Origin of the sequence: Nonomuraea sp. NEAU-A123 (assembly GCF_018603905.1) — a bacterium.
Lineage (GTDB): Bacteria > Actinomycetota > Actinomycetes > Streptosporangiales > Streptosporangiaceae > Nonomuraea.
This window is the reverse complement of sequence record NZ_JAHFZZ010000007.1, coordinates 193,397-206,844: the sequence shown is the minus strand read 5'-3', so window position 1 is coordinate 206,844 and position 13,448 is coordinate 193,397. Positions and strand designations below refer to the sequence as shown.

The 13,448-nt window shown below is 71.1% G+C and carries 11 protein-coding genes; 4 read left to right on the top strand and 7 right to left on the bottom strand.

Features of this window, described 5'->3' with window-relative positions; translation table 11 throughout:
* Nucleotides 1–114 precede the first annotated feature (114 nt).
* On the bottom strand, nt 115–3,261 hold the full coding sequence (gene ileS / locus KLK06_RS23115) for an isoleucine--tRNA ligase (RefSeq protein ID WP_214637659.1): 3,147 nt from the start codon (nt 3,259–3,261) through the stop codon (nt 115–117).
* A 437-nt stretch (nt 3,262–3,698) separates the two neighbouring features.
* Here ileS and KLK06_RS23110 point away from each other — a divergent pair, with 437 nt between their 5' ends.
* Genes KLK06_RS23110 through KLK06_RS23100 form a run of 3 tightly spaced genes read left to right on the top strand, consistent with a single transcriptional unit; the run spans nt 3,699 to nt 5,552 of the window.
* Nucleotides 3,699–4,088: a TraR/DksA C4-type zinc finger protein gene (locus KLK06_RS23110; RefSeq protein WP_214637658.1), complete on the top strand. Its 390-nt coding sequence runs from the start codon at nt 3,699–3,701 to the stop codon at nt 4,086–4,088.
* Nucleotides 4,052–4,630 carry a signal peptidase II gene (gene lspA, locus KLK06_RS23105; protein ID WP_308168399.1) on the top strand — a complete coding sequence of 193 codons (579 nt, stop codon included), beginning with the start codon at nt 4,052–4,054 and terminating at the stop codon, nt 4,628–4,630. The genes KLK06_RS23110 and lspA overlap by 37 nt, the downstream gene beginning before the upstream one ends.
* Nucleotides 4,623–5,552 (top strand): RluA family pseudouridine synthase, encoded by a 930-nt coding sequence (locus KLK06_RS23100; RefSeq protein WP_214637657.1) that lies wholly within the window; start codon nt 4,623–4,625, stop codon nt 5,550–5,552. Before lspA ends, KLK06_RS23100 begins: the two co-directional genes overlap by 8 nt.
* Nucleotides 5,553–5,559: 7 nt before the next feature.
* Here KLK06_RS23100 and KLK06_RS23095 read toward each other — a convergent pair whose 3' ends face one another.
* The 6 genes from KLK06_RS23095 to KLK06_RS23070 are packed head-to-tail and all read right to left on the bottom strand — an operon-like array spanning nt 5,560 to nt 12,206.
* Entirely contained in the window at nt 5,560–6,996 is a 1,437-nt protein-coding gene (locus tag KLK06_RS23095; protein ID WP_214637656.1) for a serine/threonine-protein kinase, read from the bottom strand.
* A 10-nt stretch (nt 6,997–7,006) separates the two neighbouring features.
* The gene (locus KLK06_RS23090; protein WP_214637655.1) at nt 7,007–7,318 is read right to left on the bottom strand and encodes an AzlD domain-containing protein; all 312 of its coding nucleotides are present in this window, start codon (nt 7,316–7,318) and stop codon (nt 7,007–7,009) included.
* A complete protein-coding gene (locus KLK06_RS23085) occupies nt 7,315–7,977 on the bottom strand; it encodes an AzlC family ABC transporter permease (protein WP_214637654.1) in 663 nt (220 codons plus the stop codon). The genes KLK06_RS23090 and KLK06_RS23085 overlap by 4 nt, the downstream gene beginning before the upstream one ends.
* An 11-nt stretch (nt 7,978–7,988) precedes the next feature.
* Nucleotides 7,989–8,834, bottom strand: coding sequence for an AraC family transcriptional regulator (locus KLK06_RS23080; RefSeq protein WP_214637653.1), 846 nt, complete (start codon nt 8,832–8,834; stop codon nt 7,989–7,991).
* 5 nt (nt 8,835–8,839) lie between these two features.
* A complete protein-coding gene (locus KLK06_RS23075) occupies nt 8,840–10,471 on the bottom strand; it encodes a serine/threonine-protein kinase (RefSeq protein ID WP_214637652.1) in 1,632 nt (543 codons plus the stop codon).
* A 10-nt stretch (nt 10,472–10,481) separates the two neighbouring features.
* Complete coding sequence (locus KLK06_RS23070; RefSeq protein WP_214637651.1) at nt 10,482–12,206, bottom strand: serine/threonine-protein kinase; 1,725 nt, start codon at nt 12,204–12,206, stop codon at nt 10,482–10,484.
* A 285-nt stretch (nt 12,207–12,491) separates the two neighbouring features.
* On the opposite strand from KLK06_RS23070, the gene KLK06_RS63110 reads away from it, so the two are divergent.
* Nucleotides 12,492–13,397 carry a chorismate mutase gene (locus KLK06_RS63110; RefSeq protein WP_214637650.1) on the top strand — a complete coding sequence of 302 codons (906 nt, stop codon included), beginning with the start codon at nt 12,492–12,494 and terminating at the stop codon, nt 13,395–13,397.
* Nucleotides 13,398–13,448 lie beyond the last annotated feature (51 nt).

The following is a 13,448-nucleotide window of genomic DNA, read 5'->3' as shown; positions in this document are numbered from 1 at the left end:
CGAGTCTGTGAGGCGGGCGACCGAGAGTTGCTGTGCCACAGCGGGCCGGGAGGCCGTCGGCCGAGTGGGACGCGCCCGCATGGCGCGTCCCACAACGTATGGCTCGGTCGGGCGTCAGGCGCGGCGCAGTTGGAACGTCAGGCCCAGGTCCGGCTCCGCGTGTGACGGCAGGCCGGCCTCGATGGCCTCTGTGACGGTTGTGGCGAGAACCTCGTCCGCCACCGCCTGCCACCCCGAGCGCAGTGCCTGCGTCACGGCCGGGTCGGAGGCCGACCACCACAGGGAGATGCGGTCGGTGATGGCCAGGCCGGTTGACTTGCGGGCCTCCTGCACCAGGCGGATGACTTCGCGCAGCAGGCCGGCCTGGCGCAGTTCGTCCGTCAGTTCCAGGTCGAGGGCCACCGTCTCGCCGGTGCCTGTGTCGACGGCGCCGGTTTCGACGGCCCAGCCGGAGCGGGGCTGCTCGGTGACGATCACGTCGTCGGGGCCGAGTGACACCGTGCCCAGTTCCGGTACGTCCACCGTGGCGGAGGCGCCGGAGCGGAGGGTGCGGGCCAGGGAGGCCGCGTCCACCGTGCCGACGGCGGCCGCCACCAGCTTGGTCTGCGAGCCGAATCTCTTGCCGAGGGCCCGGAAGTTGGGCTTGACGGTGTAGGACACGAGATCGGCGCTGAAGCCGGACATGTCCTCGAGAGCCTGGACGTTCAGCTCGTCGGCGATCAGGTCACGCAGTTCCGGCGGGAGTGAGGGCCAGCCGTGTGCGCCGACCAGGGCCCGGCCGAGTGGCTGGCGGGTCTTGACGCCCGACGAGGCGCGGGCCGAGCGGCCCAACTCCACCAGGCGCCGTACCAGGGCCATCCGCTCCGACAGCGCGGGGTCGAGCAGGTTGTCACGTACGGTGGGCCACGAGGTCAGGTGTACGGAGGAGGGGGCGCTGTCGGCGCGCAGCACGTCCCACAGGTAGTCGGTGACGAACGGCGCGATGGGCGCCATCAGCCGCGTGACCGTCTCCAGGCACTCGTACAGCGTCGCGAACGCGTCGGCCGACCCCTGCCAGAACCGGCGGCGCGAGCGGCGTACGTACCAGTTGGACAGATCGTCGAGGAACTCGGCCAGTCGGCGGCCGGCCCGCTGGGTGTCGAACTCGTCCAGCGCGCTCGTGACCTCGGCCACCGTCCTGTGCAGCTCCGCCAGCGCCCAGCGGTCGAGCAGCGGACGCTCGGCCGCGGGTGTCGCCTGCGCCAGCCGGTCGGGAGTCCACGACTCGGCATTGGCGTAGAGGGTGAAGAAGGAGGCCGTGTTCCAGTACGTCAGCAGGACCTTGCGGACGATCTCCTCAAGGGCGTTGTGCCCCACGCGGCGGGCCGCCCACGGCGAGCCGCCGCAGGCCATGAACCAGCGCAGCGCGTCGGCCCCGTGCTCGTCCATCAGCGGCATGGGCTCCAGGATGTTGCCCAGGTGCTTGCTCATCTTGCGGCCGTCCTCGGCCAGGATGAGCCCGAGGCAGAGCACGTTCTCGTAGGACGACTGGCCGAACACCAGCGTGCCCACGGCCATCAGCGAGTAGAACCAGCCACGCGTCTGGTCGGTCGCCTCGCAGATGAACTGCGCCGGGTAGACGCCCTCCGGCTTGCCCCGCGCGCCCCACTGGGCGAACGGCATGGAGCCGGAGTCGTACCAGGCGTCGATGACGTCGGGCACGCGGCGGGCCTCGGCCGAGCAGGACGGGCAGGGGAAGGTGACGTCGTCGACGTACGGGCGGTGCGGGTCGAGCGCGGAGACGTCGCGGCCGGCGAGCGTGCCCAGCTCCTCCATCGACCCGACGCACGTCACGTGGGACTCGTCGGCGGTGCACACCCACAGCGGCAGCGGGGTCCCCCAGTAGCGGGAGCGCGACAGCGACCAGTCGACGTTGTTGCGCAGCCACTCGCCGAAGCGGCCCCACTTGATGGTGTCGGGGTACCAGTTGGTCTTGGCGTTCTCGGCCAGCATCTGGTCCTTGACCGCGGTGGTCCTGATGTACCAGGAGGGGAGCGCGTAGTAGAGCAGCGGCGTGTGGCAGCGCCAGCAGTGCGGATAGCTGTGCTCGAAGTGGCCGCCGCGGAACAGCAGGCCGCGGACCCGCAGGTCCTCGGTCAGGCCCTCGTCGGCGTCCTTGAAGAACTGGCCGCCGACCATGGGCACGTCGTCCAGGAAGCGTCCGTCGGGCCCGATCGGGTTGACGACCGGCATGTCGTAACGCTTGGTCACGGCCAGGTCGTCGGCGCCGAACGCCGGAGCCTGGTGGACCAGCCCGGTGCCGTCCTCGACCGTCACGTAGTCGCCGAGCACCACGTAGTGGGCGCCGGGGATGTCGACCAGGTCGAACGGCCGCGTGTAGGAGGTGTGCTCCAGCTCACGGCCGGTGAAGCGGGCCACCTCGGTCGCGCCCTCGCCGAGCACCGACAGCAGCGGCTCGGCGACGACCAGCACCTCGCCGTCGGCCGTACGGGCCGCGACGTAGGTCACCTCGGGGTGTACGGCCACGGCCGTGTTGGAGACCAGCGTCCACGGCGTCGTCGTCCACACCAGCAGGGCGGCACCGAGCTCGCTCAACGGGCCGGAGGTGACGGGCATGCGCACGTAGACCGACGGGCTGGAGACGTTCTCGTAGCCGCCGGGCTGGCCCAGCTCGTGGTCGGACAGACCGGTGCCGCAGCGCGGGCAGTAAGGAGTGATGCGGAAGTCGCTGAACAGCAGGCCCTTGTCGAAGACGACCTTGAGCGACCACCAGACCGATTCGATATAGGACGGGTCCATGGTCCGGTAGGCGGTGGACAGGTCGATCCAGTAGCCCATCCGCTCGGTCATCTGCTCGAAGGCGTCGACGTGGCGCAGCACAGATTCGCGGCATTTGGCGTTGAACTCCGCGATGCCGTATTCCTCGATGTCCTTCTTACCGGTGAGGCCGAGCTCTCGCTCGATGCCGACCTCGACCGGCAGGCCGTGACAGTCCCAGCCCGCCTTGCGCGGCACGCTGAAGCCGCGCATCGACTTGTAGCGGGGGAACAGGTCCTTGAACACCCGGGCCTCGACGTGGTGGACGCCGGGCAGGCCGTTGGCGGTGGGCGGGCCCTCGTAGAAGGTCCAGGAGGGGTTGCCGTCGTTCTGCTCGACGGAGCGCTCGAAGATCTTCCCGTCCCGCCAGCGGTCGAGGACCTCGCGTTCGAGCGCGGGCAGGTCGACCTGCGCGGGAAGAGGGCGGAAAGAAGGGGAAGACATCTCGGGCGGGCCTCCACGCGATCACTGGCTGACAGGTCGGCGTGAAGGGACGAAGCCATGCGGCTCCGCGGTACCACCCTTCTTGGCCTCGAGTGAGGCCCTCTTCATTGTCGCTGCGGCCGGGTCTAGTGAGCTCGCGAGAGCCGTTCTTCCGGCGACTCCGGGGTGATATCCCTCACAGGGCCCCATCAACGCCTTGCAGCTTCACACGATAACGCAGAGTGGACCGCAAAGCTTCCGGCTTTGCAGGGAGCAGGTAGCGATCTCGTAAAACCCGACAAAGTTGTGGGAACGTGCACGGCTGTGGAGGAGTTGAACGGGCGAGCCGGGATAGTACGGGACAGGTAAATCGTCCGGCGGGTCGTTTGCTGTTCTGTTATGGGAGACCTAAGCTGCCCGCACCGTTTACGGCCTTGGTTCAGCCTGGAGGTAGCACCATGACGCCAGTCACGCAGACCGCTACACCGCCGATGTGGTCGGAGGAGGAGCTCGCCGAGGTCCGCGGCCAGCTGCAGAGCGAGATCGACGAGCTCAACACCGACATTCTTCGCCATGAGTCGGAGATCGCCTCGGGTGACGTCACCCAGGGGGCGGGGGACGACCAGGCGGACGCGGGTGCCAAGACGTATGAGCGCGAACGCGAGATCGCCCTTACCCTGAATGCACGCGACCTGGTCGCGCAGAACGAACGTGCGATCGCCAGGATCGACGCAGGGACCTATGGAGTGTGCGAATCGTGCCACAAGCCGATCGGCAAGGAACGCCTGCAGGCCTTCCCGAGGGCGACGCTGTGCGTGACCTGCAAGCAGAAGGAGGAGCGCCGGTAGAGGGGCGGCGCGGCCGCCTGTTCGCGGTCCTCGTCGTGCTGGCGGTCGTGATCTACGCGGCCGATCTGATCAGCAAGACGATCGTGCTGCGGGCGCTCGAGGGCAAGGCGCCCCTGGTGGTGATCCAGGATGTGCTGCAGCTCCGGGTGATCTTCAACTCCGGTGCCGCCTTCAGCGTCGGCACCGGGATGACGATCGTCTTCACGTTCATCGCGGCGGGTGTGGTGGTCGCGATCCTCCGTACGGCCAGCAAGATGCGCAGCCTGCCGTGGGCGATCACGCTGGGGCTGCTGCTCGGCGGGGCGCTGGGCAACCTGACCGACCGGCTGCTGCGCTACCCCTCCGGCCTCGGCAGGTCCGTACAGTTCCAGGGGCACGTGGTCGACTGGATCGAGGTGCTGCCGGGGCACTTCCCGGTGATCGACTATTTCCCCGTGTTCAACGTGGCCGACTCGGCCATCGTGTGCGGCGGGATCCTCGCGGTGATCCTGGCCTGGCGGGGCTACCAGATCGATGGCACCAGGGAGGGAAAGCGTGGCTGACCAGCGTAGTCTGGCCGTGCCCGACGGGCTGGAGGGTGAGCGGCTCGACGCCGCGATCTCGCGGCTGTTCGGCTTCTCCCGCACCCGCGCCGCCGAGCTGATCGTCGCGGGCGAGGTGCTCGTCGACGGCCGGGCGCCCGCCAAGTCCGACCGCGTGCACGCCGGCGCCTGGCTCGACGTGACGCTCCCGCCGCCGGTCAGCATGCCGATGCCGGTCGCCGAGCCGGTTCCCGGCATGGCGATCGTGTACGAGGACGACGACATCGTCGTGGTCAACAAGCCCATCGGGGTGGCCGCCCACCCGACGGTCGGCTGGACGGGACCGACCGTGATCGGCGGCCTGCTCGGCGCCGGCCACACGGTCGCCACCAGCGGCGCGGCCGAACGGCAGGGCATCGTGCACCGGCTCGACGCCAACACGACCGGCGCCATGGTCGTGGCCAAGAGCGAGCACGCCTACTCCCACCTCAAGCGCGCCTTCAAGGAGCGGACGGTCGACAAGCGCTACCACGCGCTCGTGCAGGGCCATCCCGACCCGTTCAGGGGTACGGTCGACGCGCCCATCGACCGGCACCCGTCCGGTGACGGCAGGTTCGCCGTGGTCGCCGGGGGCAAGCCGTCGGTCACGCACTACGACACGATCGAGGCGTTCCGGGCGGCCTCGCTGCTCGACATCAAGCTGGAGACCGGCCGCACACACCAGATCCGGGTGCACATGGCCGCGCTGCGCCATCCGTGCGTGGGCGACCTGATGTACGGCGCCGACCCGACGATCTCCGCCCGGCTGGGCATCACGCGGCAGTGGCTGCACGCGGTGTCACTCGGCTTCGAGCACCCGAGTTCGGGCGAGTGGATGTCGTTCTCCACCGACTACCCCGATGACCTGCGGCGGGCTCTCGACATCGTGCGCGACGAGTCCTGACCGGCGTCTACTCGGCGGCTTCCTCGGCGTCGTCGGCAGGGGGGACCTCGGCGGGGCCGGTGGCCTTCGTGGTGGCCTTCGTCGTGGGCTTGGCCGCTGTCTTGGTGTTCTTCTTGGGGGTCTTGCTGGGGGTGGCCGACGCCTTCTCGGTCGGCTTCTTTTTCGTCGGTGTGCCGGTCGGGGTCGGGGTGGGTTCGCCGGTCCGGCCCGTGGGGGGCGCGGTGCCCTGCCGTACCGGGTTCCGGTAGGTCGTCGGAGAGGTAGTCGGCTGCGTCTTCGCGCGCGTCGCCGCGGGGGTCGGGCCCGAAGGGCTGACGCTGGACGTGCGTACCACGGCCGGGACCGTCGTCGGCGTGCGGACGCCGGCCTGCCGGTTCGTCCACCACGCCGCGCCCGCGGTCAGGACGGCCAGGGCGACCGTGCACGCCGCCACCGCGGTCAGCGGCGGCCTGCGTTGCCTCCTGGGCGCGGCTGTGGCGGGGCCTGCCGCCGGGTCCGCTTCGTCCACTGGGCCGGGCGCGGACATGGCGCCGGGCCCGGCCATCGCGCCCGCCTCCGCCGCCGCGTCCCGCACGGGCACCTCGGGCGGCACCGGGATGACCACCGGCGCGGTGGACTCCACGGAACTGCTGATCATTACCCGCTGCAGCCGGTGCTCGGCCTCGTCCAGCGTCATCCGCTCGGCCGGGTCCTTGCGCAGCAGCCCGAGTATGACCGGGGCCAGCATGCCCGCGCGGGCCATCGGGGCCGGCTCGGCGTGCAGGACCGCGCCCAGCGTGGCCAGCGCGTGCGGGCGCTGGAACGGCGAGTGGCCCTCGACGGCGAAGTACAGGGTCGCGCCCATCGCCCACAGGTCCGAGGCGACGCGTGCCTCGCCGCCCGCCGCCCGTTCGGGCGCCATGAACGCGGGTGTGCCGAGCAGCACCCCGGTCCTGGTGACGGGCGCCTCTCCCTCGGTGGTGGCGATGCCGAAGTCGGTGAGCACCGCCCGGCCGTCCTCGGTCAGCAGCACGTTGTCCGGTTTGACATCGCGGTGCAGGACCCCGGCGGCGTGCGCGGCCCGCAGCGCCTCCAGCAGCTGCACCCCGATGTCGGCGGCGTCGGCCGGCAGCATCGGGCCGTCGTCGCGCACCAGCTCGCCGAGGGTGCGTGAGTGGATGAGCTGCATGACGATCCACGGGTGGCCGTGCTCTTCGAGGACGTCGTACACGGTGGCGACGCCGGGATGCGCCACCCGCCCCGCGGCCCTGGCCTCGCGGAAGGTACGCACGCTGAACACGTCTCGCTCGGGGTCGGTCAGGTCTGGAGGGGGATGGATCTCCTTCACCGCCACGTCCCTGCCGAGCACTTCGTCGTGGGCCTGCCAGACGGTTCCCATCCCACCCTGGCCGATGGTCTTGATCAGCCGGTATCGTCCACCGACCAGCAGCGCAGAATCGGACATGCCTCCGCGTCTACCCCATAAAGACCCGGACAAGCGCGGTGACGGCTGCCGCTGTGGCCAGAATGACCAGGAATGGGGCGCGCAGCACGAGCGCCACCACGGCCGCGCACAGCCCGGCCGTACGGGCGGGGTCGAAGCGCAGCTCGCCGTGCTCGGCGAACATCTGCACCGCGATCAGCGCGGCCAGCAGCGCCACGGGCACCAGTTCGGCGAAGCGGCGGACCCGGGGATGGTCGAGCACCCGGCGCGGCGCCGCCAGCCCGGCCAGCTTGAGCGCGTAACACCCGGCGCACACCGCCGCGATCGCCCACCACAGCGTCATCGGGCCAGCACCGCCAGGACGACGACCGCCGACAGCAGCACCGGCACGCCCGGCGGGAAGAACGGGGTGGCGCACAGCGCGACCGCCGCGCCGGCCACCGCCAGCCACCTGAGCTGGACGCTGCCCGCCAGGCGCGGCCACAGGATGGCCAGGAACGTGGCCGGGCCGACCGCGTCCAGCCCGAACATCCCCGGATCGCCGAGGAACGACGTGCCGAGCGCCCCGGCCAGGGTGGTGAGGTTCCAGGTGACGTACAGGCTGGCGAACGTGGTCGTGAACCCGACGCGCGCCGCTTCTGGCGACGGCTGGGCGAGCGTGACGGCGGTGGTCTCGTCGATCACGCCTTGCGCGGCGAGCAGCCTGCGCGGGCCGCGTACCCGCAGCAGGTCGGCCAGGCGCAGCCCGTAGAGGGTGTTGCGGCCGCCCAGCAGCAGCGCGCCGGCGGCGGCCGCCATCAGATCGCCGCCCGCGCCCACCGCACCGGCCAGGGCGAACTGCGAGGCGCCGGTGAACGCCAGCAGGCTCAGCACGCACGCCTGCGCCACGCTGAGGCCCGCAGTGATCGCCGCGGCGCCGAAGGCGAGCCCGGACAGCCCCACGGCCAGGCCCACGCCAAGACCGTCCCGTACGGCGGCGGAACGGTGTGTTGTCTGTTCCATGCCACGTGACGCTAGGTGAAGTGGGTATCGCCAGTCTTGTACGTTCCTGCCGCCCGTTGGTAGGCCGCGGGTGGAACGCCCACGATGCGCTTGAAGTGGCGGTTCAGGTGGGCCTGGTCGGTGAAGCCCACCTCGGCGGCCACCTGCGCCGGCCGTACGCCCGAGTCCAGGAGGCGGCGCGCCTGGCGGATCCGCAGCGAGGTCAGGTAGGCGTGCGGCGGTAGGCCGGTCGCCGCCTTGAACGCGCGCAGCAGCGGGAACGGCCGCGCCCCGACGGTCAGCGCGAGATCGTCCAGCGACGGCGGGTCCACCAGACTCTCGTGCAGCAGGTCCAGCGCCTCGGCGACCGCCCGCCCGCCCTCGGCGGGCAGCACGGCGGACGGGCGCGGCGTGGCGTGCCGGATCAGCAGGCGGGCGAAGAAGTCCCGCATCAGCGACTGGGCGGCCAGCGCGTCCCCGCGCTCGGCGGTCAGATGCGCCCGGCTCAGCAGCGCCGCCACCGCCGGGTCCCGCACCACCTGCTCGGGGAAGTACGGCGTCGCGTACGGCAGGCCGAGCTCGGCCGCGAGCCCCGCGAGCGCCTCCACCGACGGGTAGAGCATCCGGTACGACCAGCCGCCCGCCATGCCCGCCTGGCCGGTGTGCACCGCGTCCGGGTTGACCAGCACCACCTCGCCCGCGCCCGCCCGGTGCAGGCTGCCCCGGTAGTCGAACTCCTCCACGCCCTGGAGGATGAGGCCGATCGCGTAGCCGTCGTGGACGTGCCGGGCGAAGCGGTGGGTGACGTATCGGGCCTTGAGCAGGTCCACCTGGGGCACCGCCGGGTGCCGCCAGAAGTGCGCCTGCTCCGGCTCCATGTCTCTCACTCCGGCCTGAACGTCTTGACGAACTGGTCGAAGTAGTGCCGGTCCTGGTCCCAGCGCGAGTCGGTCGTGTCCCAGTAGAGGGCGAAGTGGCGGCCGTCGGCGGTGCGGAAGCCCCGGTTGATCACGTGGATCAGCGTGCCGCCGCGCAGCCGGGTGAACTCCCAGTCGGCGGCCGGCCGGCCGAGGTAGGTCGTGGGCCTGATGCCGATCCGCTTGTAGCCATCGAACTCGCCCTTGGCCTGGATCTCCTTCTCCAGCTCCGCCCAGCGGAGCGCGGGGTCGGTCCGAGGCTTCTCGGGGACGGTCCACTCGACGATCAGCATGCCCGGCGTGCCGGGGCCGGTGATGGTGACGCTGTCCCTGCTGGGGTTCTTCTTGGCCTGCCAGCCCTGGGGGATGCCGATCGAGAAGCGCCCTGCGGAGCTGGCGAGCGGGCGCCAGCCCTCGGGCAGGCGTGGCGCGGTGGGGGTCGCGGACGGTTCGGGGGTGGACGACGTCGTCTCGCGACTGGGGGTGGGGGCGGAAGTCGAGGTGGGTGCCGGGGTGGGGGTGCTCGTCGAGGGCGACTGGGAGGTGGTGACGACGTACCAGCCGCCCGTGCCCAGCGCCGCGACGGCGATCACGGCCGCGGGCACGGCCAGGAACCACCCACGCCGCCGGGCCCGTAGGGAAACGGTCCCCGCAGGCCCCAGCATGCCAGGCCCGGTCACGCCCGACCAGGACGTGCCAGGGCCAGACGTGCCGTGTCCGGACACGGCAGGCATGCCAGGTCCCGGCATACCTGGATGGGGCGTCGTAGGTCCGACATATCCGTACGGGGCGGGCTCGGACGCGGCGGCCCGCAGCAGGTGGGCGGCCTCGTCGGCGGACATTCGCGCGGCCGGGTCCCTCTGCAGCAGGCCCATGATCACCGGGCCCAGCACGCCCGCCCTGGCCGGCTGCCCGGGCAGGTCGCGCAGCACCGCCGCGACCGTGGCCGCCCACGAGTCACGCTTGAACGGCGGCACGCCCTCGACGGCCGCGTACAGCGTCGCGCCCAGCGACCACAGGTCGGACTCGGGCCGGGCGGGCTCGCCGTTGAGGCGTTCGGGCGGCATGTAGGCGGGCGTGCCCACCAGGCCCCCGGTGGCGGTCAGACCGGCCTCGGCCTCCAGCGAGGCGATGCCGAAGTCGGTGAGCACCACCCGGCCGTCGTCGGCGAGCAGCACGTTCTCGGGCTTCACGTCGCGGTGCAGCACCCCGGTCGCGTGCGCGGCCCGTAGCGCGTCGAGCACCCGGCCGCCGATCAGCGCGGTCTGCGCGACCGGCAGCGGCCCGTGCTCGCGGATCACCTCGGCCAGTGACCGCGAGCGGATCAGCTGCATGACGATCCACGGGCGACCGTCCTCCTCGACGACGTCGTGGATGACGATCACCGAGGGGTGGTCGAGGCGGCCAGCCGCCCTGGCCTCCCTGATGGTCCTGCGATTGAGCTCGGCCCGCTTGTCGTCGCCGACGCCGGTGTAGCGGACCTCCTTGATCGCGACCGTACGGTCGAGCAGTTCGTCGTAGGCACGCCAGACCACGCCCATGCCGCCCTCGCCGAGCGGTTCGATGAGCCGGTAGCGGTTGCTGACCTGCCTTTCCACCTAGAAAAGCCTACTTCGGGATGAAGGTCGCGGCGAACGTGTCGAAGAAGTGCTTGTCCTTCTTCCACCGGCTGGACAGGTTGTGCCAGTAGATCGCGTAGCCGCGGCCGTTGGCGATGAAGCCGCGGTTGCGGACCCTGGTCGGGCCGGTGTTGGTGTTCCAGGTGAAGTCCCAGTCGGCGGCGCCCTCCATGTAGTCGACCGCCTTGATGCTGAGCTTCTTGTAGCCGCCGAACCCGTATTTGGCGGTCCGCTCCTGCTGCTTCCAATCCTTGACGGGGTCCTTGCCGGGGTGCTCCGTCATCTCGAACATGATGTACGCGTTGCTGCCCGCGCCCTTGCCGTGGAAGGCGATCTGGTTGCTGCCGCTTCTGTACTTCGTCCAGCCCTTCGGCAGCGCGACGGAGAACTTCAGCTTCTTGTTGGTGTACATCTTCCAGCCCTTCGGCACCGAGGCGGCCGGCTTGGTGGGCTTCGCCGTCGGCGTCGCGGTCGGAGACGGGGGTGGGGTGGACGGCGGGGCGCTGCTGGGCGGATTCTTCGTCGGGTCGGCGCTGGCCGTCGGCTGCTTGGCGGACTCCTTGGGAGATGAGGTGACGGACGCGGACTTCGTGTCGCCGTCTTCCGGGCTGGTCTTGGCCGAGCGCAGGCCGAGATAGCCGCCCAGGCCGGCCACGAGCACGACCGCGACGATCACGCCGACGATCGGGCCCCACCGGCGGCCGTCGTGTCTGACGGCGTTCCGGGTGGACTGGAGGGGTTCCTCGGGATGTGCGCCGGTCGCCGGGGTGAGCCGCGCACCGGTCTCGGGTACGGGGGCGGCCACCACCAGGTTGGGGTCCGTCGGGGTGTCGTCCACGGGCGGGATCACCGATGTCGGCGCGGGCGCCGACATCGGGGACATCCGTGACCGTTGCTGCGTGATGACGGCCCGCAGCAACTCGCCGGTCTCCTCGTAACCGAGGCGCTGCACCGGCTCCTTGGTCAGCAGGCCGCTGATCACGCCGGAGAGCGGCCCGGCGTGGGGCGCCGGGTCTGGTTCGTCGGTGAGTACGGCGTGCATGGTCGCCAGCGCCATGCCACGCTCGTGTGGCGAGCGGCCTTCCACCGCCGTGTACAGGGTCGCGCCGAGCGACCACAGATCTGACTCGCGCCGTGCGGGCAGCCCCTTGAGCCGCTCGGGCGCGATGAACGCCGGAGTGCCCGCCAGCCCCGTCACCGTGAGCTGCGTCTCCGTTTCCAGCGTCGCGATGCCGAAGTCGGTGAGCACCACCCGGCCGTCATCGGCGAGCAGCACGTTCTCCGGCTTGACATCCCGGTGCAGGACGCCTGCCTCGTGCGCGCGTTGCAGCGCGTCGAGTACGGCCAGGCCGATCTCCGCCACCCGTTTGGGCGGCAGTGGCCCGTCCTGCTTGATCACTGCTCCTAAGGAGCGTGACTGGACGAGCTGCATAACGATCCAGGGACGTCCGTCCTCTTCGATCACGTCATGGACGACGATCACGTTGGGGTGCTCGAACCTGGCCGCGGCCCTCGCCTCGCGCATCGTGCGCCGGTTCAGCAGCTGCACTTCGTCACCCAGGGCGGCGGCGTATCTGACCTCTTTGACCGCGACCGTGCGATCGAGAAGCTCATCATGGGCTCGCCAGACGATGCCCATGCCACCCCTGCCGATGGGTTCCTGCAGCTGGTAACGACCGGCGATGCGGCGTCCGTCCCGCTTGCGATCCGACATCAACGGCCTCGTACCCTCCTCTAGGCCAAGAAATACTCCCATAGCGAGGGATCAACGGCGACTCGCCTGAAGGCTAGTCCGCTATGTGAGAAGCGGAGTCCAGCAGGTGGAGGACCGGGTGTAGGGTTCATACATGACTTGTCGCTACGCGTTTACCGAGCCGGCTCCGGGAGAGCCGGTCGGCTAGCGACCACCCGGAGTCGGCAACAGGCAGAGACGCCGTCGTCTCTGCCTTTTTTGATTTCCCGCCGGTTCCAGGGGAGCCGGCCGATGTGGGGAGCCGAAATGTCATCGACCTTGGAACGGCATGTGGTCGCCGTGGGCGGGCTGCGGGTGGGCGACGGCCCGGCCGTGGTGATCAGCCGGATCAGCCTGCGCGGGCCGGGCGGGGCCGCCGAGATGTGGCGCGCGCGGGACGGGGTGACGCTGGTCGAGCCGGGCTCGGCGGCCGATCTGCCGGCGATCGCCGGGGCGGCCGACGGGGTGGTCATCGGATCGGCGTGGACGCGCGACATCCCGCTGGTGCGGGCCGTGGCCGGGCTGGGGCTGCCGGTGGTGGTGGAGCGCCGGGCGTCGGCGACGCTGGAGGAGTGGCTCGGGCTGGCCGACTACTGCGCCCTGGAGTGCGACGACCGGGTGATCCTGTGCGAGACGGGACGGCTGGACCTGGGGCTGCTGCGGGCCGCGCGGGCGGCGTCGGGGCGGCCGGTGCTGGCGGACGTGAGCGGGGACGTCGGGCTGTCCGCGGCGGTGGTGGCGGCGGGCGCCGACGGCCTGATCGTGTCCCGCCCTCCGGGGGACGGGCCGGAGAGCGGTTCGGCTCACCGGAGCGATGAGCGCGGGTCCGCCGGTGAGGCGGGCGCACGGCTGGCGGAGGAGGCGGTCACGCTCGTCGGTCCGCTGGTCCGTCCCGAGACCCCCGCCACGCTGCCCGAGTGCAGGCAGGCGATCGACCGGGTGGACGCGGCGCTGGCCACGTTGCTGGAACGCCGCGCCGCGCTCGCCGGGATCGTCCAGACCCTCAAGCCGGTCGGCGGCTTCGCGGGCCGCGACATGGGGCGTGAGCGCGCGCTCGTCGCCCGGATGGCCAATCGCGCCCCCGCACTGGGTGAGGCCCGGCTGGCCCCGATCATGAACGCCGTCATCGAGGCGGGCCTGAGCCTTGCCGAGGAAGGATCGGCCACCGACTAGAGCCACCGACCAACGCCGCCACCGAGTTGCTGACCAGGGCTGCGCTGCCCC